Below are 26,060 nucleotides of genomic sequence, written 5' to 3'. Positions count from 1 at the left end.
GCTTCGATGACGAGGCGATTTAGATGGAGGATACGATGTTCATCAGGGCCAACACAGCGATTGCCAAAGTCGACTACGACAACATCTCCTACGATGACCTCGTCGAACTTAGCTTCGACCGGGTCCAGCAGCTGCGCCGCGATGGCCGCGACGACGACGCCGAGGACGCCGCCTGGGACGCGATGCTCAGCCGCAAGCGCCGGGAGACCTACGCGCAGGCGTGAGCCAGCAGGGCGAGGTGCGGCGCTTTTTGGCTCGCCTGAAACGGCTTCGCCGACCGACCAACTTACCGCACAGTAATATTGTCCGGCTCGCTACAGTGCGAAACAACCGAGGATGCTCCGCAATTCATCAGGGACCGAGATGCGATGTCCGGCGATAACAGCGTCCGGGAGGCGGTGGGCCGTGTATCGACTCACCTTGCTCGCGCCACCGGGTTCGTCGCCAAGGGAGACGCCCAGTGAACGGTCTCGCAACCGCGAGGCCCGGCATCGAAAGACGCGAGCGTGCCGGCGGCCCGAAGTTCGCTGATCGCGAGCTGGTCCCGCTGATCGGGCATGACCTGTCGAGTGGGGCATGACGCCCCCCGGGTTCGGGCTGCGCTGCCTACCTAGCGGCGGCAGACGTGGATCGTCTGCACCCGGATCAAGGGGGTGGTGCGCAAGCGCAGTCTCGGCAATCGGGCGGTGGTCACCGATCATCAAGCACGCGGCGCGGCGCATTTCTCATCCTCGAGGCGAAGGTCCGGCGCGATCCACTGGCCCACAAGCGCAACGCGCTGGCCGCACCGATGTGTACGGGGTTCACCGACCTCTATCGGCGTGTCGGCGTGCATCGCTGAAAGCCAGGGACGATCAAGGCGTACGATAGCGACTGGCGCATCCATCTCGTGAAAGGCGCCAACACTGCGATTTTAACAACTGCCAAAATAACAGCATCAGGGTGCCAACTTGCCCTATAACTGCTAAGATGTCAGCATGCTTGAGACTGTCCAAGAGCTTGCTGATGGGGTGGCGGCCCGGCTTCGGTCGGTTCGGCTCGATGTCGATCTGACCCAAGCCGGGCTTGCTGCGCGCTCCGGCGTGACGCTCGCCTCGCTGCGGCGGTTCGAGACGACGGGGCAGATCGCGCTCGAGAGCCTGATCCGACTGGCGCAGGCGCTCGGGCGCGACGCCGATATAGCGACCTTGTTCGCGCCGCCGCCGGCGGCGAACCTCGACGAATTAGTCACCTCCAGCAAACCGCGTCGGCGGGGTCGGCGCTCGTGACCGCGCTGCTCGACGTTCGTCTCGATATCGGCTCGCGCCGACTGAAGGTCGGTCGCCTTGCCTGGCGCGATCGGCGGGCGTTGTTCGAGTATACGCCTGAGTTCCTTGCCGCAGGGCTGCCAATTTCACCGCTTCGCCTGCCGCTGAAGCCCAGCGTCCAGACAGCACCGCGTGAGCCGTTCGCCGGATTGTTCGGCGTGTTCGCCGACAGCCTCCCCGAGAGCTACGGGCGGCTGCTGCTCGACCGCCGCCTCCGCAGCGTTGGACGCGATCCAGGGGCACTTACGCCACTCGATCGCTTGGCGCTGGTCGGAGAACGCGGGTTTGGCGCGCTGCGCTTCGTGCCCGCCGACAACATGGCCGACGACGATCTGCCGATGCCCGACCTAGACCGCCTTCAGGCCGAGGCTCTGGCCGTGATCGCTGGCGAGCCATCGGACATGCTTGGGGCGCTCCAGCGTCTCGGTGGCAGCGCCGGCGGCGCCCGGCCCAAGGCGCAGGTCTGGCTCGGAAAGGACGACGCCAGCCTCGCTACGTCGCATGCCCCAGGGCTCGATCCGTGGCTCGTTAAGTTCCGCGCACCCGGCGATCCCGAAGACATCGGCGCACTCGAGGCGGCGTATAATGCGATGGCCAGCGCTGCCGGCATCGAGGTTGCACCCTGGCGGCTGCTGCCGTCGCGCACAGGGCCCGGACACTTCGCCAGCCGGCGGTTCGACCGGGATGCCGACGGCCCTCTTCACCTGCACTCATTGGCGGGGCTCCTCGAGGCCGATCCGGACAGCGCGTCGGTGAGCTACCGAGAATACCTTCGCGCTACACAGTATCTTACCCGCGACGTCCGCGAGGTCGAAGCTGCGTTCCGCCGGATGGCATTCAACGTCATCGCGCATAACCGCGATGACCATGCCCGCAATCACGCGTTCCTGATGAACGCCAGCGGCGAATGGCGGTTGGCACCGGCGTTCGACCTGACGGTCTCGTCCGGTCCAGGCGGCGAGCATTACCTCGCGGTTGGCGGTGAGGGCCGCAGACCTACCAGGGAGCATTTGTTGACCGGAGGTGCGTCGGCAGGACTGCCGGCAAAGCGGTTAGAGACGACCTTCGAGGAAGTAGCCGCAGCGATCGATCAGTGGCCGAAGCTGGCCGCGGCGGTCGGCATGACTTCAGCTCGCATCGCAGAGATAACGGCAGCAATCGCTACGAAGTAGGGGTGAAAGCGGCATGCCTGCTTTCGGGGCTTGAGGTGATCCACCCACGCCAATTTTCAACCGAAGTCGCCGACGAACACGCCGTCTGGAGTCGAACGACGAAGCGCAAAGGGGCGATCCGTTAACGCGGAATCGCCTAGACCTTAATCGCTCATCCAGCCATCGTCGCCGCTCGCGGCGAAGCACCGCGCAAGCCGGGTGCGATCCTCGCTGCTCAGTCCGCTGGCTGCAAGGGCGCTCGGCCACTCCGCCGCCACCTGCCGCCGCAGCCGCTCAATCTCGTGCGCCGCCTGTTCAAAGGGCAGTCCGAAAGCAGCATGGCCCGACAGTACATTGGCGAGCGTCGCGCGCTTGCCCCCGCTGCCGAGCGCCAGAACGAGGTACCGGTCGGTACCCAGCTGCGGCGTTGGGACGACGTCGTAAAGCGGCGACAGATGCCAGCCCTTGCCATCGTAGATCACGCCATGGTTGCGCAGATGGTCGTCGCTGTTGCCGACGAGTACATTGAACACCATTCGGCGGAACAACTCGCGCAGGTCGCGCGCCGGGGCCGAGCCGTACTTGCGCAGCTGGGCGGCAACATCTGCATAGGAATACTCGCCGGCGGCGATCTCGTGCGCCGCGAGCAGTGTCAGCGCCGAGACAAACGGCAGGCGGTTGCTGCCGGCGCGGTCAAATCGCTTGATGAGGTAAACCGCACGGCCGCCAACGAGGCGCAGGTCTAGGTCGGGCACGTCGAGGCCGCACGCTCTGGCCAGCGACATAGCGGCGTATTCGGCGCGCGGAATGTCATAACTGTCCGACGGCGCCGAAAACTTCGCCAGCCATCCGCTGCCATTCTCAACCACGGCCGCCTTCGGACGCGCGCCGCCAAGCGACGAGCCTGCGGCGAGAAGCGCACGTAAGGCCGCATCGGCAATTTCGCCGGCCGCGGCATCGCCTGCGGCTCGGGCAAGGGCTGCGAGGTCGATCGGGCGATCGTCGGTAGCGATCGCACCAAAGAGCGCCGGTTCAGGCCGCGCGGGCGTCGGCCCGAATGCCAACGCGCCGACGCGGTGCTCGCCCGAGGCGACGAGATAGTCGAACTCGGATAGTTCGCGCCCGGCCGCGGCCTTGCGCATCAGATATCGGCCCCAGCCATCGGGCGCGGCGTCGCGGATGCCATTGAACAGGTCGAAGCCTTCGCCCGTCAGGATCTCGCCCGTCGGTCCTTCGAGCGGCAAGACCTCGGGGTCGACTGCGACGGCGTCAGCCCGGCGGAGGTAGCGGGTGCCATAAGCGAACGCGGCATAGCTGTTGCGACCATCAGTGACCATGCGTAGCCGCCCTGCGGGGACGGGGCCGTTGGGCAGGTGCATGAATACGAAGCTAGTCTGCTCAAGCATCGGCGTCAGAAATCGAGATCAATATCGGCGGCGGCGGGGCGGCGGACGCGGCGGGGCAGGGCGCGGATTGCCTCGGCCTCGCCAACGCCGTCGGTCGCCGGCGCGGCAAGGCTGGCGAGCCTACGGCCGAGTCCAAAGACGAATAGCGCCGAGGCGACAATGCCGAGCGATACCGTCGGATCGCCGCGCTCAAGGCGCTGAACCGTCTCGACGTTGACCAGCATCCGCTCGGCGAGCAGTGCCTGGGTCAGTCGCCGCCGCTTGCGCGCGATCGCCAGATCGCGACCGAGCGCCTGCAGACCCTGCACAGCGGCAGAAGGAAGCGCCGAAGTGGCGGAGGATCGCGGCATATACCGGGTATAGCCCACCTAATCTTACACGACAACGGCCATAGCCATTATTGCCATAGAATTCCTCATCTGCGTGGTCACGGAACAGCTCGTGGCTGGGGACATAGTCCATCAGCACCTCCATCGACTTATGCCAGCTGACCTCGCGCATCTTGAAGACGCTCGCGCCCTGCCGCGCCGCCTCGGTGAAAAATCCGACGCGTAGCGGATGGCCGCCGAACAGCGCCGGGTCGTACCCCGCCGCCGCCGCGCGTCTGGACGACAGTTGCGACGCCGAGGTCGGACATCGGATTCGCCGTGACGCGCCCTGAGGCGTCAATTTGCGAAAAACCGGGCCGTCGGCGAAGCCGGCGAGCGCGATCCACGCGAGCAGCAGCGTCTTGGGCGCGAGGTGCCGGCCTTCGGGAATGGCGATCTCGGCACCCTCGCCCTGCTGGTCGGTCTTCGACCGGTTAACGGCCAGGCGCAGTCCCTCCGGCACGACCGCGACGTCGGCGAGCGTCAGCGCGACAAGTTCGGAACTGCGCAGCGCTGCCGCCATGCCGATCGCTAGCAGCGCGCGGTCCCGACCGCGCGCGGGCTGTCGCCGGTGACCGCGCGGAGAATGTCGCGCATCGTGTCACCATCGACCGCCTCCTTGCGCCCCCGGCTTGACCCCGCGCGTCCGCCGGATGCTACCAAGGACGTCGCGGATCGCCCCGGCCCCCGCGCGTGCTGCGGCGGATCGACCCCCGCGGCGCATGAGGTCAGCTGGCATTGTCAGCGTAGATAGCACCGCGGCCACCGGCATGTTCCGGCTTATGTTGGCAAAAGACTTCGCCGTGACATCGGCGACACCTTTCGCCTCTGCCCCACCAAATAATCGGCGTCAGACACCCGCCTGGTTCCGCGACCCTATTGAAAATCAGTCCCTTACACGGTGCCACGAACCCGGCTGCGCGCAGTCGAATTGGGTGTTTAAGATTACCACACCCTACGCACCTTGGCGGGAGCCTTATGGTATCGAAACGCCAGTCATAACAGCGATGTAGCGTCCAGTTATGGTACGGTTTGCCTGATAGATATAATACCATTGCGACATATATTCTATGGTTCACCCTGCAAAGGTGAATGAAAACTCTTAAGCCATTGGTATAACGGCATAATCGCGAAGTTGTGTTATCGGATGCGTATGATACATTAGTGACGCTTTTCGCAGGCCAAGCCACGCCGCCCGACTTTGTCGGAGGTGTCGGTGTCATCAAAGTTGCATCAGCTGTCGGTGTATTATCCGCAGCATGAAGGTCGTGCGTTAAAAGCCAAGGCCGTGGCCGCGCACGGTTCGATTGGGCGTTATCTAAAGTTTCTGATCGAACAGGATCAGGCGTCCAAGGCATCGAAACAACAATCAGATTTCGACCGTCTTAGCGCGCGCCTGGACGAAGTCCTCGAGTTCGCTCGCTATCTGATGGTCATCCAGAACGCGACTGCCGAACGGCTGAGCCCGGGCTTGGTCGCCCAAGTTCAGGAGATTTACCGTACGCAGTTTGGGGAGGCTCCCAATGCGCGGTAGCTTCCTCGATTTCACGCGCGGGAGCCAGGTCGCCGAGACGGTGGGGATGATGTTCGGCACCGCGCTGCGCCCGATGTTCTGGACCGTCGTCGCAATTCTTCTGACCGCGATCGGCTACCAGTTCTGGCGGCACACAAATCAAGGCGATGATTACTACTGGATGATGCACTGCTACGCCTCAGTGTGGCACTATTTTGCGTTCAATCCGAGCCATCTGATCGGCCTGAAGATGGTCGCCGGCGACACCGTTCGCGTCCCGATCAGCATGATCAATTCGTACCCCGCACTGATCGAAGCGTGGGACCGGATGACCGCCGCGCTCCGGCACGGCTCAGGCATTGGTCTGGTCTTCGGTTTGCCGCTTTCGATCATCGCCGCAATCGCGCTTCGGCGCTTTGGACATGACCTGACACAACGCAAACACACCCGCGGCGCAACCATCGGCGACGTGCCACTTCTGCTTGCCGCCGTGGTCGCCTTGAACCGCGTCCAATGTATCGATGACAGACGCAAAATCGCGGGACAGCTTTACGGTCGTAAAGCAACGATCAAGATGATGACGCCGGCAGCCCGCGCCGAGGTCGAGGGGATGCTCCACACGCCTTATACGATCGCTGGCGTGCCTTATCCCTGGCGGGCCGAGCAGTCGCACACGATGGTCGTTGGCACGACCGGCACCGGCAAGTCGACGGCGATGAAGGACCTGCTTCGGCAGATCAAGGCCCGAGGCGACCGCGCCGTCGTCTTCGACCTCACCGGCACCTATGTCGAAGGCTTCTTCAACCGGCAAACCGACGTCTTGCTCAACCCGTTCGATAGCCGTTGTCCGGCTTGGTCGCCGTTCGCTGACGCGCACACGCGCGAGCACTTCAAGGAGGTCAGCCAGGCACTCATCCCGATGGCCGACACCGGCGGCGACAGCTTCTGGCAGGAGACGGCCCGCATGCTGTTCGTCGAGACCTGCGTGCGGCTCGTCCAGCAGGGGAGGGGCAACAACAAGGCACTGGCCGAAGTGTTGATGACGTCGAAGCTCAAGGACCTCCACGCCCACGTCGCGAGGACGATCGCCGCGCCGCTGACAGACCCCGAAGCCAAGCGCATGGCGGAATCGATCCGTGCGACGTTTAATACCTATGCCCAAGCACTCATGGTGCTCCCGGATGAGGGTGCCTTGTTCTCGATCCGCGACTGGGTGCTCGGTATCGATCCAGAGGGTTCATACGGCCACGACGAAGGCCTTGATATCCTCACGTCTCTATCCCCGTCCGAGCAAGCTGAAGCCCGTGCTGTCAGTGATGCCGCCGCGGTCGAGAACAGCGCCGCCGCGAACGACAAATCGATCATAATCGACGCCCTTACCGGGGAAGTTTTCGAAACCGAAGAAAACGCCGCAGCCGCGTCGACCAACGACAGAAACCGCGCGGACGGGAAAGAGGATGAGGCCGCAGACGAAACCTCAATTGTCTCACGAGCTACCGACCCAGAGTTGTCTGAAAGGGCACCGATAACGGCTCAGGACGGCGAGCTGGAAACGCGGGCCGTCTACGCGACCGAGCTTGCGGAAACCCCGGCAGGATCGGTGCTGTTCGTCGCCGCCCAGCACGTCAATCTCCGCAGCGTTCGCGTTCTTCTGACCATGTGGATCACGACCGCGATCAACACGCTGATGTCGATGCGCGGCGACCAGCGCGCCATCCGGCTGTGGTTCTTGATCGACGAAATCGGGGCGCTCCACAACATCCCGGCAATCGTCGCTGGCATGCAGACAAGCCGCAACTATGGCGGAGCGTTCGTTCTTGGTGTGCACACCATGGCGCAGCTGCGCGAAACCTACGGCGACAACAATGCCGAGACGATTTCGAGCCTAGCTAAAACCAAGCTCCTAATGAACACCCGTGACCGTGGCACGCAGGACTGGGAGTCCGAGCAGATCGGCGAAGGCGAGTGGTCCGAGCTCGAGGAGAATTGGTCGTACGGCGTCGACAACGTCCGCGACGCCGCCACTCTGCAGCGCAAGATCAAGCTCGAGCCGCTGGTCCTCCCGACCGAGTTCGGCGAGCTGCCCGACCTCCACGGCTACCTCAAGTTCCCGCAAGGGTTGCCAGCGGCGCGGGTCAAGCTGACCTACGTCAAATATCGGCGCCAGGCCCCCGGCTTCATTGAGCGCGAGATCGCTCCGCTGCAGCTTCCCGGGTTCGACCCCGATCCGGCTGCCGACGCACCGGTAACATCGTTCAGAGACTTCGTCACGGTTAGGCCATCGGTTGCGCCGAACGTTCTAGCTTCGTCGACCGACGCGGTTACGCCTGCATCACAAGATGATGCAAACGGCGGCACGTCCGGGACGCCTGTCGATACGACAGGCGAGGGCTATCAGACAGCGGTCGGCAGCGAGCCACCCGAGCGCGCCCCGATGGACGTTGCGAAGCTGATCACCCTCCCGACGAGGGTCAATACGGACGTGTCGCCCGCGATGGTGACGACCCTTAAGCGGCTAAGCGCCGATCCACTTGGTGGCGCGACCTCCGGAGAGACAGCGCCCCAACGCGAACCGTCAGAACCCGATCGCGGCGATGACGTTGGCCGGGCATCAGACGCCGTCGGTCGAGATCAGCCTCCTCATCTCAGCCTCAAAGAACTCACACTTAACTTCGGCCCGCGCGATCGCTCGCACGCGCATCGCAGCGACATCGTGGGAGGCGTGGTCTCCGCACCCGCCAACCGGCGCGCTGCCGAGCAAAGTACCGAAGCGGACGTCGCCGATTTCAACGTCGGCCGCGACCATGACGACGAGCATAGCCGGTGATCTCGGCAGCAAGCGTTGGCGGGGCAGGGGCCGCGGGGAGCTACTACACGCGCGACAACTCCTACAGCGCCGAGGACCTCGAACAGAGCTCGCAATGGCTTGGCGCTGGTGCACAGACCGCGGGCCTCGTCGGGTCGGTATCGATCGATACGTTCACCGAGGTCCTCAAGGGCCGCTTGCCTGACGGCAGGGTGATCGGCAACGGCCAGACCGGCACTCACCGCGCCGGGATGGACCTGACATTCTCAGCGCCGAAGTCGCTCTCGATGCTCGCTTACGTCGGCGGAGATACCCGCCTCCTCGATGCCAATATGGCAGCAGTAAAAGCCACGCTCGCCTGGGCAGAAAAGCACCTCGCCGAGGCGCGAACTGGCGCCGGCGGCGCGAACGTCGTCAAGACCGGCAATTTAATCGTTGCCCTGTTCCAGCACGACACCAGCCGTAACCTCGATCCCCAGGCGCATGTGCATGCCGTTATCGCCAACGCGACGCAGACAGCCGACGGTAAATGGCACGCGCTGCACAACGACAAGCTGTGGTCGAACAACACGCTGCTCGGCTCGATCTACCATGCCTATCTCCGCGAAGGTGTGACCAAGCTCGGCTACGCCATCGGCAGCATCGGTAAGCACGGCAGCTTCGAGATCGCTGGTGTCGACCGGAACGCTGTCGAGGCGTTCAGCACGCGCCGCGCCGAGATCCTCGCCGCCGCGGCAGAAGTCCTCGACTATCAAAGCCCGGCAGGTCTCGAGCAGGTCGCGTTACGTACGCGCGCCGAGAAAGCCGATATCGCCGATCGCGCCGAGCTGCTGCAAACGTGGCAAGATCGCGCGGCGGCGAACGGCATCGATCTTACCCCCGTCGTCGAAGCGGCCCGAACCGCCGCTGCCGCTGCCGCCGAGCGACCATCCGCTTGGACGAAGCTCGTCGCTGGCACCCGACTGATCAGCGAGCGCACCGCTCGTATCGTCGACTACATCCGCGAGCATCTGGGCATCGAGCTGAACGACAACGCCGTACTACTCCCCGCGCGTGCCGAATATGGCACCCCAATTGAGGTCGCCGCCGCGCACGGCGTCGCCTCGGCAATCCGGCATCTCCACGAGCGCGAGGCGGCGTTTAGCACCACCGGGGTAATCAAAGCCGCGCTCGATCTCGGCCTGCCAATCACGATCGGCGACGTCGAACGCAATCTCAAGTCGCTCGTCCGCGAAGGCAAGCTTGTTGCCGGCACAGGCGACCAGAAACATATGCTGACGACGCCCGCGGCGATCGGCTTCGAGCGGGCGCTGCTCGACGCGATCGCGAGGGATCACGGCACCGTCGTGCCGATCGTCGCCGACCGCGATGACGCCGGACAACGTCTGCAGAGCGCTGCCGCGACCCGCGGGCAGTTTACCCTCAATGCAGGGCAGGAAGGCACTGGACGGCTGATCCTCGCCTCGCGCGACCGTATCGTCGCGGTGCAGGGGATCGCTGGCGCCGGCAAAAGTGCCGCGCTCGGCGCGGTCGCCGACGTCGCCCGCGCCCAGGGGCGCAACGTTCTCGCGCTGGTACCGACGCACAAGCTCGTCGACGATCTCGGCCGTGGTTCGGGCATCGACACGATGACGACTGCGAAGTTCGTCGCCAGTCATCAGTGGCTCTTGAAGGATACGGTCAATCCCGAGCGGCTCACGTTCGCCCGCGAGGCATTCCACGGCAGCGTCATCGTCGTCGACGAAGCGTCGATGCTCGGCACCGGCCAAACGACCAAGCTGGTCGCGCTCGCCAACCTCCTCGGCGTCGACCGGCTCGCGCTCGTCGGTGACAAGCGCCAGCTTGGCGCGATCGAAGCCGGCAAGCCGTTCGCCCAGGCGCAGGACCGGGTCGAGACAGCAGAGTTGACCGAAAATCTCCGTGGCCGGCACTCACTTGTCCGTGCGGCGGCCGAACACGTCAACAACGACCGACCCGTCGCGGCGCTCGACGTACTGAAACCATGGACCCGCGATGCGGCGGCCGAAGCGCCCACGTTGCGGGACCGCGACAGCCGCCGCGACTGGCTCGTCGCCACCGCCACCGCCGAGTACCTGGCGCAGACGCCTGACGAGCGCGCGTCGACGCTGCTAATCTCGTCGAGCCGCGTGCTGGGAGATGCGCTTAACAAGGGCGTTCAGCGGGCGCTGGTGGAGGAAGGGCGGGTAGGGGCCGGGTCGCTCAAGCTGCAGGTGTTCGACACGCTCAGTCTGACCCGCGAGCAGGAGCGCTACGCCAGCAGCTACGCGATCGGCGCGATCGTCGAGATCGGCCGCGAGATCAAGGATCAGAAAATCGCCCCTGGCAGCGCGACGGTGACGGCGATCAAGAACGATATCGTCGAGCTGACGCGAGCCAACGGCACGGTCGATCGGCTCGACCCGAAGCGCCTATCGGATCGGCGGACCGCCAACAGCTTCCGCATCGGCACGATCAAGGAGATCGAGCTTCGCGAGAACGACAAGGTGCGCTGGACCGCGAACGACCGCGACCGCGGCCTGCTCAACGCCGGCATCGCCGACGTCGTCTCGATCGGCGAAAACGGCGTTGTCGTACGCAACGCCAGCGGCATCGAGGTGACGCTTCCCACCCGCGACAGGATGCTAAAGAACCTCGACCTCGGCTATGCGCTCAACACCCACAAGGTCCAGGGGGCGACCGCCGACCGCGCAATCGCAGTGATGGACAGCAGCGAACGCTCGCTCGCGAGCGCCAAGCTGTTTCTCGTCAACACGACCCGCCCACGCGACGCGATAACGCTCGTCATTGACAGCCACGACCGCATCGCCGCCGGCCTCGAGGGCAATAGTGGCGACAAGACGAGCGCTCTCGAAATTATCGGCGCGCTGCGCTCTCTGTCGCCACCAGTCCGCCCTGGAGAGCGCGAAGCGATCGCCGCCGGCATCGCAGCGCGGAATGCGAAGCCGAAGGCACCAGAACCGTCACGCGCGCCGCCCGAGCGGTTCATCGAGCGCGTGCCCGCGCGCGCACCGGAAATCCAACCAGATCACGGCCTCTAGCCGCAATGACGCAGCCCACAATCTTAATTACGGCGAAAGACAATGAGTCTTCAATGACATGGCGAAGATGATCGCCGCCGCACTACTTGAAGCGTTCAACAAGCTGACCCGTCATTGCCGGAGAATGCGGCCTCGGCACCAGCACGCCAGACGCAACCGGCAGGCTATTGACGAGTATCGTCAAACGCGAAAACTGCCTAACCAATTGTAATCATTTAACATAACCCATATTATCAAACTTTGGGCCGCAGTCGATTCCGGCCGATGAACGGGGGGGGGACGATATGCAAAGCTATCGACTATTCGACCGGTCCGTTTCGCCGGCGGATGAGGACTTCGAGGCGATCCTCGCCCGCGCCCACGCCAAGCGCGCGCGGGCTCTATGCGAATGCCGGGACGATGTTGAGCTTGCGCTCTACGTCGCCAAAAGAACCGGTGGTTGCGTGCTTGCACGCTGGCCTGGTAGCGGCGCGCAGCATCTGCCCGGGTGCGATCACTATGATGCTCCTGATGATCTAACCGGAATCGGCCAGGTCCTCGGCAACGCGGTCTGCGAAGACGAGACGGGCGACGTCTATTTGAAGCTCGCGTTCCCGCTGAAACGCGGCGCGGCGCGTGCAGCCCCGTCGGCGATCACCAACGAGAAGCCCGCGTTGAAGCACAATGGGCGCAAGCTATCGATGCGCGGCCTGCTTCATGTCCTGTGGTACAAGGCCGAGCTGACCCACTGGGTGCCGCGCATGGCAAGCAAACGAAACTGGTACGTCGTTCGCCGTGCGCTGCTCGGTGCCGTCGAACACTGCTGGGCCAAAGGCGCCACGCTCGGCCCGCGCGTGTTCATCCCCGAGACGTTTAAGAGCGATGACGTCGCCGGCATAGCGGGTCGACGGCATACGACGCTGGCCCCTGCCCGTGTTTCCGACACGCTGATGGTCGTGATCGGCGAGGTGAAGTCGATCGGTGCGTCCCGCTACGGCGAGGTCATCACCCTCCGACACCTCGCCGATTGGCCGCTGTACATGGACACCGACACCGCCGCGCGGTTCCACAAGCGGTTTGCGCTCGAGCATGATCTGTGGCGATCGTCGGCCGCCGAAGACGGTCATCTGATCATCGCTGCCAGCTTCGCGCTGAGACCATCCGGCGCGGCAGAGATGTTCGATATCGCCCTTATGCCGGTGACCCGTGAATGGCTGCCATACGAGAACTTGCCCGAGCGCGAACTGCTTCGCATCGCCGTCGCGGCACAGCGAAAGTTCGTCAAGGGACTTCGGGTCGACCTGAATCCTGACCGGACGATCGCGAACATCACATTGACTGATACGCAGCCCACTGCGATCGCCGTTCACATCGCCGCCGATACCGAAAACGAGATCGACAACGATGCGCTTGCCGCGTTCCTAGCAACGGAAGGTGTCGAGCATTTTGCGTGGCGACCCGGTGCGACGCTCCCCATAGCCGGCGTGGCGAGCTCCATTATTGATTGGGCTTCTAAAGCCGATCATAGCTTAGTTCGCCTACCGCCATTCTTCGACGCCGTGCACCCTTAAAATTAAGGTGCGCGCATTCCGACCGTTCAATCGTCTCGTGTCGTCCGCGCTAATCATGTATCCCGACGAGATCATATATTTATGCAGGTCGCACATAGAAGCGCGGTCGGCCAACCATCAGTAAGACATCGATGACCCCGACGCCCGAACAAGCGCAGATTCTCGCGCGACCGCCACAAGGCATCATCAAAGTTGCCGCCGGTGCCGGATGCGGAAAGACCTCGACCCTCGTCGAATATGCCAAGCGCTGGCCGGCGAAAGGCCTCTATCTGGCGTTCAATCGCTCGATCGCCGACGAGGCGCGGCGGAAGTTCCCGGGCTCGATCGAGACGCGAACCGCCCATAGCTTCGCACACCGCGCGCTGCAGATCGGCAAGCGCGGCGACCCGATCAACAAGTTCCGCTTCGAGCACCTGCGCCCCTACGATGAGTTTATCCGCCCGGTCGATGGCATGACCTACGGTCAGGTTCGTGCCGCTATCCTGAACACGCTCGACAGCTTCCTGATCGATGCCGGCAGCAAGCTGCGCGCCGACCACTGCCAGCTCGCGGATCTCAACCAACGGTCGGCGATCCGCCACATGGTCAAGGCGATCGCCGTCAAGCTGCTCCGGTTCGAGCGGCACGACCTGCCAATTACCCACGACACTTACCTCAAGGCGTTCGAGCTGTGGCATCGGATCGAAGGGAATTTTGCATATCTCCTTCTCGACGAAGCCCAGGACCTCAACCCGGTGCTGATCTCAGTCGCGCGCAAGGCGGCGCTTCCGACGGTCGTGGTCGGCGACACGTACCAGTCGATCTACCGTTTCAGGGGCGCAATCGATGCGATGCAGCAGTTCTCGGCGGAGGAATTGCCGCTAACGCACAGCTGGCGCTTCGGCCCGAAGATCGCGACGCTGTGCAACCGCATCCTCAAGCACCACTCGCGGCCGCCGCGGCGGCCGCTGCACGGCAACCCTGCGATCGAGAATGAGATCATCCGCTACGGCGGGGCAGCAAGTGCCGGCCCCGGCACCGCAATCCTCGCCCGGACCAACGCGCGCCTGTTCGAAGGCCTGTCGCTGGTCGATAAGCCGTTCCACCTGATTGGCGGGTTTGCCGGGCTCGAGCGTCAACTTTCATCGGCCTACGCGCTGCGCCACAACCAGCTTGCTCAGGTCACCGACGCCGACGTTTCCCGTTTCACGTCGTGGGGGCAGTTTAACGACGCGGCCGAGCGCGGCGACGTCGACGCGAGGCGGCTGCGCGACATCGTCGAGAAGCACGGCATTGAGCTTCCAGCCCTGCTGCAGAGGCTCGCCGGCCTGCACCGTGACAAGGAAGGCGACGCGCAGATCACGGTGTCGACCGCACACAAGGTCAAAGGGCGGGAGTTTCGTACCGTGTTCGTCCTTGATGACTTCGACTCTCCGCGCGAGCTCATGGCCAGACGCGCTAAGGATGCGACCAAGACCGAGGAAACGGATCAGCTCCTCAATCTTCTCTACGTCGCATGCTCACGCGCCACCTATCGCCTGTGCCTCGCGCCAAAACTGTTCGATGAACTCTGCTAACCTTGAGTGATACGACCAGCGCCGCCTGGAGACGCCTCCTACTACCGCAAGACTGAATTTAGAACTGCTGCAAGCCGGACCCCGGCGCGCTCAATCTGAGTCTGGACGATCGGAATGGCCGCGAACCGGTAATCCTCACCGACATCGATCGAGCGATGGCCGTGGTCGCAATAATTGGCATCCAGCGCCCGGCCGTACGCCACGCGACCGGCGATATCCCAACTTTCGCGCGCCCACGCTGTCGGCGACAACTCGCGCGCTCGACCGGAGTGATTAGCAGCGGCGGCGGCAAGACCGGCAACACCACCCGGTGTTGCACGCACGGTGTCGTCGACCAGCACCCGGTCCCATTCGGCGTGGAGGTTGAGCGGATAGCGCCCGGACTGCGGGCGGATTTGCACCTCGTTACCGCCGCGATCGTCATCATCTCCGATGTGGAGCGGTTGATGGAGATCTCCGACCAGATGCTCGACCCAGAGTAGTGCCTCGAGACGAACAGCTGGAGGAGCACCGTGGTTGGAGAGTACTGCAAGCTCGTGTTGGTAGCGACGAACGACATACCGAGCGTCACGGTCCTCGGGAAGTTGAAACGTCCGACAGATCGAGACGTCGACATAATGCCATGTCGCGGTCTGCGCGTAGAGATCGCGGTACTGTGACCGCACGCAATCCGCCCATATTGCGCCATCCTCGAACGATCCAACCGGGCACGCCGGCGTCGCCAGATCGGGCGCAGCCGCCAGCAGCTGTGCGAGGTCGCGCTTCGCTGCCGGCGTCAGTTGCGTCCAGGCAATGTCGGCGATCGCACGCATGGCCCCTGTCGCCCCACGTGCTTGCTGGAGAGGCGATCGCAATGGCGGCGGCGGCGAGGACTAGGGCGGCCCGCATCACGCTCCTACAGGCCGATATGCGGCGCCGATCCGTCGCTCGGCCGACGCCCGTCGGCGAAGATGGTGGGAGATCAGCCGATCCGCCTCGGCGAGCGTCGGGCACGATACACGCTTGGCCGTCGTCCATCCCCCGACCCTGCCCCACGCCGTCTCGACGACGTGGAACCCGAACAGATCCTCCGACACCTCGAGCGCATAGCGACGAGCAATATTGCGAGCGTGGTCGACCGCCAGCAACTCAAGCCGACCGTCGTTCAGCGTGTACGGCGCGGGAGTGGAAGGGCTTGGCATGGCGCACGATCCATCGGTAACGGACTGGAATCGTACCGCAGATTGTGCTAGAAGTGTACTTGTATTGTTCTGGATGGACGGTGTGATGAGCGACGTTGCTCTTGAGGATGAAGTTGCCCGGCTCCGCGACGAGGTTGCGGCGCTGAAAGCAGCACGTCCCGCCGACATGGAAGGCTTTCGCTAGCTCAATGACGCGATCGTCAACAACCGGCTCGGCGCGTTCGTCCGCGAAAAGGCACAGCCGAAGTGGGTGACCCGCACCATCGCGGTTGTCGTGTTAGCGCCCTTCGTTGCATTTGGCGTGATCGTCATTTTTGGCCTTGTGACTGATTATCTCACTTAAATTTGTCGGCGATAGCTTTCGCCTTGTCATCAAACCAATGCGCGGCACCGCGATCGCTGCTTCGGTCAAGCGTAGTGCCGGGATTACGGGTCACACCAGCGGTTGCGCCTCGAAGATCACTCTCACCGCGCTGCAGAATGGGTGCGGTGTCACGATTGGCCGTCGCCAGTTCCCCGGCGATCGATGCGCGGCTTTGGTCGAGCGATCCACCGCCCGGTCCGCTTGCCGCGGGTAATCCGCCCGAGCCCACGACACCGAGCGGCGGATGAACCTTCGACTGCCCATTTGCGCTCGGCCGAACGATCCCCGCCGGCGTCGGCGCCGAAAGGCTCGGTTCGACACCAGCTGCAACCCGAGCGCGCTCCGACTTCACGAACCCCGCGATGAAGAACGCCTGTTGAGCCTGCTCGTCAGGCGTCGAGGCAAGCTCGCGCGTCGGATTCCATGCCTTCGTCCCATCGGCATAAGCCCCGCCGGCGGCGAGCTTGCGCTGTTCGCCGTGGACGTACTCGACGAACCGCTGGCTAAGGTTGCCAGAGACCGACACACCCTCGCTGTCGCGGAGCGACGCCGCCTTCTCGAACCGCTGCGACTGGTCGTAGGCGGTGCGCGCATCCTGGCTACGGCTTGCCGACGTCGTATAGGACGCGCTGGCGGTATCTGCCTTTGCCGTGATCGAGCTGTCGCCGGTGCTTCTCACCGCACGATTAAAGCTGTCGCGCTGGTCGTTGAACGTCGCCGACTTCGCGACACTGCCAAGGATCTCGTTCGCCTTACCGACGTCGGCCGTGGCGCTGTTGCCGGTGGTGTGTGTCGACGACGTACGGCCACCTGCAGAACCGCTGACACCAACGGATGACCCGACGATGCCCCCGAGAGGCGTGCCATAGCTGCCGTTGACCTGACCCGTCAGGAACAGTTCGGACGCCGCACCATCGGCCTCGCTCTTCGTGAAGTGCGCGCCCTGCTGCAGTCGCTCCGATAGCTGCTGCTGGGCGTTGAGCCCGGTCGTGATCGATTGCCGCGTATCGGCGCCGATGTCGTTGTTGTTCGCGACCGTGTGTTGCAACGCCGAGCGCAGCTCGCTGGCCTGGGTGTTTGCCGCGGAGAGAGAGGACGACGCGCTATTCGACAATGTCTCCGATCGCGAGCGGGCCTCGGTTGCCGACGTCGAGAACGACGACTGCAGATCCGACGTGAGCGATGGGGTGACGGCAAGACGCGAGAGCGCGCCGCTGGCATCGCCGACCTCGGCTCCCGGGTAGCCGTGCGTCATGAACCCGTCGCTGCCGCGCGTGTTGAAAACCGACGCGCCCGACGAGTAGCTCGCGACGTCGCTCCAGTTGTTCGACGAGCGATTATTGCCCGAGAAGTTGTCGAGGCTGGTGTTGCCGAGCGCGATGTTACCGGTCGACGCCTCATTCGCCGCGACCTCGGCCGCGTTCTGCGACGGCTGCAGGAAGCTCGTCGCGTTGCTCGAGATCGCCATCGCGCCCTTGGCGATGCCGCCGGCGAGGAACGGCACCGACGCCATCATATAGCCCGCGAGCATTGCGATATCGCTCGCCGCATCGCTGATGCCACCGATGTGGAACAGCGTGGGAACTTGATGAGCCTCCCCGCCGGCGGCACCGGTCAGCGTATCGACCCCCTTGAGCATCATGATCATGTGGAGGATCGCAAACAGCGGTCCCCACGCCGCGAGATAGAAGAACCCGGTGATGTAGCCCTTCAGCGCCGCAACCCCGCCACTCGGCAGCAGGAACAACGGAAACAGCACCGGGAACAGGGCATAAAACATCACCGTCAGAACGACGTGGAGGATCGGCACCCACTTCTGTGCAGCCGCGGAGATCGACCCATAGGTGTTCTTGGTCTGGATCTCCGCGCGCGTCTGAGCATAGACGTCGACTGCGCCGCCGCCGCCGGACGCCGACATCGTGTGCATCGACTGTGTGAACGCGTTTAACAGCAACGTCTGCTTGAACGTCGCCGAGCCGTCCTGACTGACGCCCGTCAGAAAGGAATATGCGCCGCCAAGGTCGGCCGCGAGCTTGGCACCGACGACCGCGTCCGGGCCTTTATAGAGCAACCGACCCAAGCCCCACATCGCACGGTTCTCAGCATCGGTCCATGCAGTCGACAAGCGGCCATAGGCGGTCTGACAGGTGACGATGTCGGTCGTTGTCGTCGCGTTCGACGCATCGATCGTGATATATTTCTGGGCACGCGCGGGGCTGCCAGGACCGATCGACGCCCATAAGTCGGAGCTTTGCCCGAGAGCAGTCATCGTCTTGTGGCCGAGCAGGATGTCGTAGAACACGCAGTTGCGGATATGCTCATCGAGGTTGGTCGCGAACTCGGGATCGTCGATCCGCATCGAGTTCGCCGCTTCGATCAGACGCGCGCCATAAACCATGCCGTTCGTCGAATATTGCATGTCGGTCGGCATGCCGAACACGACCTCGGCCGATCGCGTCATATAATCGCCGACCTGGCTAGTGAAGCTCGCGACAAGGCCGAGCCCGATCGGCACGTTGGCGATATAGGACGGCGCGAGGCTCGGGTTGATCCGGTCGATGACCTGGACGTCGACCCTTGGCACCATCAGGCACATGTACATCAACGTGCCCTGGAGGAACCAGTTGATCCACGCCCGCCAGTCGCTGTTAAAGGCAACGACGAGGCACGACATGGTGAATCCCATGACGAGGACGACCTGGAGCAGGCTCTTGTAGCCACCCTCCCCGGTCCACGCGGCGACGGCGTTGAAGGTGTTGACGATATAGTCGCCGCCACCAATCGTGTAGACCTCAACGACCGACATACGCGCCCTTCCTTCTCCGCGCTTTCCCGCCTCGCGCCTCTGCGCGTGACGAGGGCTCCTAGTTCAGACCGTGCGAACCGACCGAACGCGACCAGTCGAGCGTCGCCGTCATCGTCGGCGACATCTGGGCTGCCAGCGTCGATTCGAGGAACGCGGTCTTCTGAATGATCTGCATCAGCGCCGAGACCTTGGCCTGAGTGTTCGCCTGACGCTCGGCGAGCGCGGTCCGCGTCGCGACGAAGTTCGCCTGCCACGCCTCGGCCTTGACCGCGTCAGCAGCTGTGAGCGTCGCCCGGGTCTTGCCGACTTCGGCCATCAGCTGATCGAGGATCGAGGTCAGCAGGTCGACCGAGGTGATCTCGGCGAGCGTGTCAGAGCTTTCGATGCCGGCACCGCGCCCGGCAGCCGCCTGAACCGCGAGGATCTTGTAGAGCGGCAATGATGCGACCTGGAGCAGCGCGATCTGCTGTGCGGTCAGCGCCGTGTCGCTCGCCATGTTTGCCGCCATGCCGTCGATCAGCGCCTTGACGCGATAGCGGATCGCCTTTGCCGCCGCGATCGTCGTCGGCTGCAGCGTCGGCGCCGTGCACGGGTCGGCCGTATCGCACGTCCACACCTTGACCGCGCCGGTCGCATCGGTGCCATCGAGCAGCGCCGTCACCAGGGTCGTCGAGACGTCGCCCGGGATCGTGTTGTAGACGCCCGGGTTACCATCGGTTGCCGGCACATAGATGATCGTGCCGACCATCGTCATCACGTATTGGGCTAAACTCGTATCCATCGTTCCGCCCGGCGCAAAGAAGTCCGATTTCTCCATCATGTGCCAGGTGAAGTTGATTGGAACGCTCATCGCCGCGGCATCCTTGAACTGCGGATCAGCTGCCGCCGAGGTCAGGGTCGACGTCCGCGAACCGCCGTTGCCGCAGCCCGCCATGGAAGCGGCCATGTCGGAGAACACGCCGGTCGAGCTGCCGAACTGCTGACAGATCTCCTTGTCGGCCATATCGGACTTCGGCCACACCGAGCCGACGAGGCCCGCCGCCATCTGGCAGCTGTTGATCGCCTGGTTGTTCATCAGCTGGGCGGTCTGCTTCATCTCCTCCATGACCTTCGAGCACTCGGGGCAGACGGTATCGATCGCCAGCTTGAAGGCGAACCCGACCGCATTGTTGGCGATCGACTTCATCAGCGAGATCAGCTGGCTCGAATTGATGAACGAGAACGACCCCGCGAAAATGTCGATGCCGCCGCAACCGGCGCTGGCGTGCGGCAGCTGGAGGTTCATCAGGCTGGTGTTCTTCTGCGGAAACCGCGTCCAGATATTCCCGGCCGAGTAGTATCCGGCCTCCTGGCCCTGATACGCGCTCGGTCCGGTGACATTCGCCGCCGCGCCCATGTCATTGAAGTATCCGTCCATCGCGCCGGCGACGTCGGCGCGCGCAGGCGACGTGAGCAGCGGAACTACCAGAAGGTTAGCGGCGGCCAGGACGAACAGCGCCGCGCTGCCGTGACCGGCAGCCCGGCAGAAGAGGCGCGGGAGCGAGCGAAGGCTGATCTTGGTACGCAGCCAGATGAGCAGTCTTGCCAGATTGCAGATCGGGCATAGTGCCAAATACATCGAGACCAGCCCCCTCCCCGCGGCTCGAGGAAACGCCTGCAGCGCAAGCAGGAACCAGCGGGGAGCGTCCATTGTCAGCCTCCGATTGCGGGTGCGCGGTCAGTAATCACTGCCGGGCTTGGTCTGGGTAAGAGTGTAAATCCGGTCCATCAGCTCGTCGGCGGCGATGACGCCGTAACCGATCGGCACCGCGCGATGCGTGACGGTGTCGAACAGGACCACCGCCGGCGTGGCCTTCGAGGTCAGGCCCATGCGCTCGCGCTGGCCGCTGTCGACCGAATAATGGGTGAAGACGTCGGACGGTCCGCCGTCGGTTGAGATCGCCATGACGTGCAGACCATGGCTGTCGGTGACCGACTTCAAAATCGGAGAGAAGATCTCGCACGCGCCGCACGACTGGGCGAAGAAGTAGAAGATGCCGTAGCGCTCGCCGAGATGGTTGATCGCCTGGTCGCGGTCGACCTTCCGGTCATTGAGCCACGCCGCCTTGGCGACGGTCCCAACCGGACGCTGGAGCGTGTAGTCGAGCTCGGGGTTCTGCCACACGGCGCGCTGCCAGACGTCGGAGAACATGCTGGCGCGGTCGAGCTGCTCGCGCTGAAACTGGACATAGGCGGTGATGTTCTCGGTCGACGGCTCGAGGATGGCCTTCGCCTTCAGCTCACGCAGCTCGGCGGTGACCTTGTCGAGGCGCTCGGTCGCGGTCTCGGCCGGAGCTGCGGGCGGCGTCGCGACCGCAGGATCGACCGGCTTGGCCTTCGGCTTGGTGCAATAGAACCAGGTGCCAAGTTTGCGCTCGGCACAATAGAAGTTGCTTCCGTTGGCCGGGTCCTCGATCATGGCACCGTCGGCCGCGATCGCTGGCGCGATCGGCGCAGCGATCGCCATCAGCGTCGCAATGTAGGCGAGCAGCGCGCGCCCCCGGTTCACAGGGTTACCCATCGTCATCCTCCTGGTGCTGACGCGTCGTCATCCCGAAGATGATCGACGCCTTGAAGTAATCGCCGGTCGGGTCGACGAGGCGAACGAAGCCGGCGAACGCGGCAAAGGTGGTGTCCTCGCCCGCTTTGGTCACAAGCACGCGCAGCGGCTCGGTCGGATGCGGCTCGATCCAGTGCCGCTCGAGCATCCGGGTATAGCAGGGGCGAAGGTCGACCGGCTCGACCGGAACCCGGAACTGACGTGCGAACTCGGCCGCGAAGTCGTCAAGCTCCGCTGATCCGGTCCGCATGAGCAGCATCGCCATGCCGATCTCCATGATCGTCATCCCCGCGCTGTCAGTGAACGCCACGGTCATGAAATTATTGCCCTCCATCAGTGGTGCGTCGCGAAATAGTCGGTGATCTTGGTCTGCATCGACGTCGTCGTGGCGAGCTCGTCGGGGAGGACCGCGGCGTCGGTGAAGTCAGCGTAGATCTCGCTGAAATCCATCCGCGACAGGTCGAGCCGCTGGAACTCGTCCATGGTGAACCCGGGGCACGTCTCCTTCGACGGATCGCCGTACGGCTTGCCGATCTGGACGCGGCCCTGCTCCTGCAGGATGCGGCTGATCTTCGACAGGTAGCAGCAGTGCGCCTCCTTCTTCTGCAGGCAGATCCCGAACAGGGTGTGGCTCGAGCAATAGCTACCGACGAGGCTGCACAGCCCCTTGTCCTGCTGGGTCTTCAAGGCGGCGTCGGCCGCGTTGCAGCCGCCGAGCAGCGGCAGGCCGCGCGGCACACAGCAGTTAATCAACCCGAAGATCGCCTTCTGGCAGGTCTGCCGCGATCCCTTGAACAGGGTGAGGTCGGCGGGGTTAAATTCTTTGCCCGCCTGGCTCGCGGCATTGAGCGCGACCGCGGCGTTGGCAAAGTCGGTGTTCGGCGTCCGGACGATCGTGTCGCACGACCCGTTGAGGCAGTAGACGTCGCCGTCACAGATGAACTGGGTCTTGTCGGCCGGACCCGGCGGCACCGGGCATTTATAGACCCGGTCGGTCGTCGTGCACGGCAAGCCCGCTGGGCTCAGGCAGTCTTCGCGCTCGAACACGCAGCCGGTCGGCAGACTCGAACAGTCGTTGCTCGGTGCAGTCGAGAGGCCGCCGCCACAGGTATAGGTCCGCGACCACGCCCAACACGGTTGCGTGACCGATACGCCGCTGACGATACGCGTGACGGGATCGCTGTCGGTGCAGACGTCGGGCGCGGCCGTGCACGTCGTGTCGCCGGCCCAGGTCGCGCACGCGCTCGTATCGGTCACCGAGCCGGTATAGACGGTCGACGAGCCGAGCAGGGTCTGCCCGGGAACGATCGCCGAACACGTCATCGTGTAGATCGGATCACCGGGCTCGACGCAATCGGGCCACGCACCCTCGAGGCACCGGCCATGCCGCGATGCCGTCACACTACAGGCGGCGGCGTAGAACGGGTCGCAGCTCGCGGTGTGATTACCGCGATAATCGCCGTCGGTGCATTCGTAGCGATAGGTCGATGCGAACTGCGGCGTCACCGGAATGACGCACGAATGCGGCACCGATGGGTCAATCGTGTAGCCGGTGTTGCACGTCACCTCATAGGTCGCGCCCGACGGCGTGCTCGGCGGCAGCGGATGACACGATCCCGGCGCTCCGGCGACACCGTAGCCGGCGACATAGGTCATCGGATCGGCGGCGACGGTTCTGCCCCGCGCGACCGTCGCGTCGAGATCGACCGGTGCAAAATGCGCCCGACTGGCGACCGACGAGGTTACGACCTGATAACCGGTCGTCCCCGGTGCCGCAGCCGCGGCAGCCGGGGCGAGGCTGCTCGGCGACGTGTAGTAGCTCGTCTCAGGCGGTGTGCTGGCGACGTAGCCAGGGATGGTCGACGGCGTCGGCGTCGTCTTGGCATTGGTCGCCGCGCGAGGCCGGAGCAATGCCCCGAACGCCTTGCCGTCATCGTGCGCGGTCTGACCGATCGCGACGCCGCCACCGAACGCGATACCCGCGGCGACGAGCAGACCGATGAGGCGACGCCCGATCATCGCACCGCCTCGAGGTGACGGCGGGCCGGTCGCTGCGGACCCGGCTCCGCACCCGCGATAAGCCTCGCGCGAACAACGGCCGGGTTACGCCCATCGCCGGGCAGGAATCGAACGACCGGATAGCCGCCGCAGGCGAGCAGCGCGTCACGCGCCTGATCCTTGGCGGTCACATGCGAATGATCGTCGAGCTCGACGATGGCGATGACCTCGCCCGCACTGTCGACGACGACAAAATCGACGACCTTCTGGCTGAACCGGCCGAACGTCGACCACCACTCCTTACCTGAGAGACCCGCAACCGGCTTGAGCAAGGCCCCCATCGCGACCTGGGCGAAGATGCGCTGGTCGGGCAGCGCGGTCTCAAGAACGTGCCAAAACCGGACCTCTGCGGGGGTCATCAGACGCTTCCGCTCGATGCGCGACAGCCACGGCCTTCCCGCTCCAAGACCGGCAATGCGAATGAGCAGGAGCAAAACCACGATCCCGCACGTGAGCAGCGCATACCCACCGGCGACGCGCCACACGCCTCCGGCAGCCGCTTGGCCCGCAGCCGTCAACTGCGCATGCAACTGCGGCGTCACCCCTGCCCTCCGCGCCGAAGCCGCGTAAGATAGACCTTAGCCGCCGCCGATCCGGGACCGCGCCCACCGGCGATCGTCGACAGCGCATAGTCGGTGGTGACGTTGCCAGCGACGCGATCGTACGCGGGCAACGTCGTTGTGCAGTGAAACCCATCGCACGGCTCGACGTCGCCGGCGGTCACGACATAGGTCGGCACCGCCTGGACATCGAACGCCCGGAACAGTCGGGGATCGATGCCAACGCCGTCGATCTTCTGCCCCTTGTCGAACGCGGGCGCGAGACCCGTCATGAAATCCTTGACCGACCCGTTCTTGAATCCGCGAAAGACCACGACGCCGCCTGCCTTGGTGACGTCGCGGCACAGCGTCTTGAGCGATGGCACCGGCATCGACAGCGACGCGAACACGATGAGCTTGGGACGCTCGAGCTTGCTGCCCGTGGCGGCGGCATCGGCGCCGGCGATCATCGCATCGAAGTCGAATACGCCCTTGGCACCGCCCGTCTTGACCGAGCCGATGCGCGCACGGTTCGCTTGCGCTCCGGTGCGCATATCGAGGGCTTCCTGACGAAGCGCTTCGCCGCGCTTGCCGACCTCAGCCGAGAACGCTTCAAGGTCGTGCGACTGCGCCTTGGCCCGCGCCCGCGCTGCGCCAACATCGACGCCTTCGACAACCTGGGCGTGAATCGGTGCGAGCCACGGCACGACGATGACGTCGACCGCCAGCACGAGAAGCGCGGGGAGGAGAAGGCGCAGGCGGGGCGCTGAGGTGAGACGATCGGCCATCACAGCACGCAGCAGTTGCGTTTGCGCCAGACGAGGTAGCCCATGTCCTCGCCGATGACGGGCAGCATCTGACCCGAGCCGACCGCGGTCGTCGCGCCGATCGGCGGACAGGTCGCCGGGCCGAACGTCGACGGCACCGGGTTGGTCATCTGGAACCGATACTGCGACTTCTGCATGATCGGCATGACGTACGGCCCGCATAGCGCCGCCCCACCAGACGTCCCCCACGCGATCGCTTCACGGTGGAGCTTGAACGCGAACCGCTCGAGCGCGAGGCGGCTTCCCTGGACGTGGCCGTATTGCGCCGAGTTATTGCCGTTGAGCGGGTACATCGTCCCCTGACATCCAGCGCACCAGAACAGCGCGTCGTTGGGCAGATGGGTCGAGGCGAGCGCGCAATCGGCGGCGCAGGCGGCGACCGCGAGCGGGTTCGAGAAGATCACCGCTTCGGGATTGATGATCAGGGTCAGCTCGCTGTCCTGCCACAGCGGGTCAATCTCGGTCAGGTAGAGTATGTCGATCGAGCCCTTCTCGAGGCAGATCCAGTCGCCGATCAGCTCGAGCCAGTAGATCAGCGGGTACATGTACCAGTGAATGTGCCAGCTGCCGTTGTTCTGCTGGTCACCGCCGACGGCACTCGGCCCCGCCATCGTCTTGAACCCGATGTCGAACCCGGGATCGAGCTTGAGGCCGCCGAGGTTGACGAAGCACCACGGCTTCATCGAGACATCAGCAAGCCGAACCGGCTCCCAGAACCCCATAGCGATACCGATCCGGGGGACCGGAGTCGCGCACGCGCAGACCGGCAGCGCCGGGTTCGAGGTGTCGACGTTCGACGACGGCCAGATCGACAGGCCCCCCACCGACAACGGGAAGAGGCAGCCCCAGCAGATGTCGGTGATCGGATTGACGAAGTGGCCGGTGCAGACGCCGGGGGCCGCTGCGACCGGCGGTGCCGCGCCAAGGCCGAACGCGGCCATGATGATCGACACACGCGCCAGCGCTCGGA

The 26,060-nt window shown here is 64.3% G+C and carries 21 protein-coding genes; 8 read left to right on the top strand and 13 right to left on the bottom strand.

What is annotated here, in order from left to right:
- The first annotated feature begins 35 nt into the window (after window positions 1-35).
- The 3 genes from KZX46_RS03300 (at window position 36) to KZX46_RS03290 (ending at window position 2,479) form a co-directional block, all read left to right on the top strand.
- On the top strand, window positions 36-224 hold the full coding sequence (locus tag KZX46_RS03300) for a hypothetical protein (protein WP_219773886.1): 189 nt from the start codon (window positions 36-38) through the stop codon (window positions 222-224).
- 753 nt (window positions 225-977) lie between these two features.
- Complete coding sequence (locus tag KZX46_RS03295) at window positions 978-1,268, top strand: helix-turn-helix domain-containing protein (protein ID WP_219773885.1); 291 nt, start codon at window positions 978-980, stop codon at window positions 1,266-1,268.
- A complete protein-coding gene (locus tag KZX46_RS03290) occupies window positions 1,265-2,479 on the top strand; it encodes a type II toxin-antitoxin system HipA family toxin (RefSeq protein ID WP_226895840.1) in 1,215 nt (404 codons plus the stop codon). The genes KZX46_RS03295 and KZX46_RS03290 overlap by 4 nt, the downstream gene beginning before the upstream one ends.
- A 143-nt stretch (window positions 2,480-2,622) precedes the next feature.
- On the opposite strand, the gene KZX46_RS03285 is transcribed toward KZX46_RS03290, so the two are convergent.
- From KZX46_RS03285 to KZX46_RS22690, 3 genes are all read right to left on the bottom strand, one after another.
- Entirely contained in the window at window positions 2,623-3,795 is a 1,173-nt protein-coding gene (locus KZX46_RS03285) for a type II toxin-antitoxin system HipA family toxin (RefSeq protein ID WP_226895839.1), read from the bottom strand.
- Window positions 3,796-3,869: 74 nt separating this feature from the next.
- Complete coding sequence (locus KZX46_RS03280; RefSeq protein ID WP_226895916.1) at window positions 3,870-4,172, bottom strand: helix-turn-helix transcriptional regulator; 303 nt, start codon at window positions 4,170-4,172, stop codon at window positions 3,870-3,872.
- The gene (locus tag KZX46_RS22690) at window positions 4,054-4,755 is read right to left on the bottom strand and encodes a hypothetical protein (protein WP_226895920.1); all 702 of its coding nucleotides are present in this window, start codon (window positions 4,753-4,755) and stop codon (window positions 4,054-4,056) included. The genes KZX46_RS03280 and KZX46_RS22690 overlap by 119 nt, the downstream gene beginning before the upstream one ends.
- Before the next feature lie 693 nt (window positions 4,756-5,448).
- On the opposite strand from KZX46_RS22690, the gene KZX46_RS03275 reads away from it, so the two are divergent.
- The 5 genes from KZX46_RS03275 (at window position 5,449) to KZX46_RS03255 (ending at window position 14,716) form a co-directional block, all read left to right on the top strand.
- A complete protein-coding gene (locus tag KZX46_RS03275; protein ID WP_219773882.1) occupies window positions 5,449-5,766 on the top strand; it encodes a hypothetical protein in 318 nt (105 codons plus the stop codon).
- Window positions 5,756-8,572, top strand: coding sequence for a type IV secretion system DNA-binding domain-containing protein (locus tag KZX46_RS03270; protein ID WP_219773881.1), 2,817 nt, complete (start codon window positions 5,756-5,758; stop codon window positions 8,570-8,572). Before KZX46_RS03275 ends, KZX46_RS03270 begins: the two co-directional genes overlap by 11 nt.
- Window positions 8,569-11,610: a MobF family relaxase gene (gene mobF / locus KZX46_RS03265; RefSeq protein ID WP_219773880.1), complete on the top strand. Its 3,042-nt coding sequence runs from the start codon at window positions 8,569-8,571 to the stop codon at window positions 11,608-11,610. Before KZX46_RS03270 ends, mobF begins: the two co-directional genes overlap by 4 nt.
- A 284-nt stretch (window positions 11,611-11,894) precedes the next feature.
- Window positions 11,895-13,160 (top strand): DUF1173 family protein, encoded by a 1,266-nt coding sequence (locus tag KZX46_RS03260; protein WP_219773879.1) that lies wholly within the window; start codon window positions 11,895-11,897, stop codon window positions 13,158-13,160.
- A gap of 131 nt (window positions 13,161-13,291) precedes the next feature.
- On the top strand, window positions 13,292-14,716 hold the full coding sequence (locus tag KZX46_RS03255; protein WP_219773878.1) for a UvrD-helicase domain-containing protein: 1,425 nt from the start codon (window positions 13,292-13,294) through the stop codon (window positions 14,714-14,716).
- Window positions 14,717-14,757: 41 nt separating this feature from the next.
- Here KZX46_RS03255 and KZX46_RS03250 read toward each other — a convergent pair whose 3' ends face one another.
- From KZX46_RS03250 to traU, 10 genes are all read right to left on the bottom strand, one after another.
- On the bottom strand, window positions 14,758-15,528 hold the full coding sequence (locus tag KZX46_RS03250) for a S1/P1 nuclease (protein WP_219773877.1): 771 nt from the start codon (window positions 15,526-15,528) through the stop codon (window positions 14,758-14,760).
- A gap of 75 nt (window positions 15,529-15,603) precedes the next feature.
- Window positions 15,604-15,897 carry a WGR domain-containing protein gene (locus KZX46_RS03245; protein ID WP_219773876.1) on the bottom strand — a complete coding sequence of 98 codons (294 nt, stop codon included), beginning with the start codon at window positions 15,895-15,897 and terminating at the stop codon, window positions 15,604-15,606.
- A gap of 335 nt (window positions 15,898-16,232) precedes the next feature.
- Window positions 16,233-19,067, bottom strand: coding sequence for a conjugal transfer protein TraG N-terminal domain-containing protein (locus tag KZX46_RS03240; protein ID WP_219773875.1), 2,835 nt, complete (start codon window positions 19,065-19,067; stop codon window positions 16,233-16,235).
- A 58-nt stretch (window positions 19,068-19,125) separates the two neighbouring features.
- The gene (locus KZX46_RS03235) at window positions 19,126-20,757 is read right to left on the bottom strand and encodes a conjugal transfer protein TraH (protein ID WP_226895838.1); all 1,632 of its coding nucleotides are present in this window, start codon (window positions 20,755-20,757) and stop codon (window positions 19,126-19,128) included.
- A gap of 27 nt (window positions 20,758-20,784) precedes the next feature.
- Window positions 20,785-21,627, bottom strand: a complete 843-nt coding sequence (gene traF / locus KZX46_RS03230) for a conjugal transfer protein TraF (RefSeq protein ID WP_226895837.1) — start codon at window positions 21,625-21,627, stop codon at window positions 20,785-20,787.
- Window positions 21,620-21,982, bottom strand: coding sequence for a hypothetical protein (locus tag KZX46_RS03225; protein ID WP_219773874.1), 363 nt, complete (start codon window positions 21,980-21,982; stop codon window positions 21,620-21,622). Before KZX46_RS03225 ends, traF begins: the two co-directional genes overlap by 8 nt.
- A 17-nt stretch (window positions 21,983-21,999) precedes the next feature.
- Complete coding sequence (locus tag KZX46_RS03220) at window positions 22,000-23,685, bottom strand: conjugal transfer protein TraN (RefSeq protein ID WP_219773873.1); 1,686 nt, start codon at window positions 23,683-23,685, stop codon at window positions 22,000-22,002.
- The gene (locus KZX46_RS03215) at window positions 23,682-24,266 is read right to left on the bottom strand and encodes a DUF2726 domain-containing protein (RefSeq protein WP_219773872.1); all 585 of its coding nucleotides are present in this window, start codon (window positions 24,264-24,266) and stop codon (window positions 23,682-23,684) included. The genes KZX46_RS03220 and KZX46_RS03215 overlap by 4 nt, the downstream gene beginning before the upstream one ends.
- Complete coding sequence (gene trbC, locus KZX46_RS03210; RefSeq protein WP_219773871.1) at window positions 24,263-25,051, bottom strand: type-F conjugative transfer system pilin assembly protein TrbC; 789 nt, start codon at window positions 25,049-25,051, stop codon at window positions 24,263-24,265. The genes KZX46_RS03215 and trbC overlap by 4 nt, the downstream gene beginning before the upstream one ends.
- Window positions 25,051-26,031, bottom strand: coding sequence for a conjugal transfer pilus assembly protein TraU (gene traU / locus KZX46_RS03205; protein ID WP_219774259.1), 981 nt, complete (start codon window positions 26,029-26,031; stop codon window positions 25,051-25,053). Before traU ends, trbC begins: the two co-directional genes overlap by 1 nt.
- Window positions 26,032-26,060: the final 29 nt, after the last annotated feature.

It is taken from the genome of Polymorphobacter sp. PAMC 29334, from assembly GCF_019431245.1.
Classification (GTDB): Bacteria; Pseudomonadota; Alphaproteobacteria; order Sphingomonadales; family Sphingomonadaceae; genus Polymorphobacter_B; species Polymorphobacter_B megasporae.
Note: the sequence above shows the minus strand (reverse complement) of the source record. Positions and strands in the feature narration are given on the sequence as shown.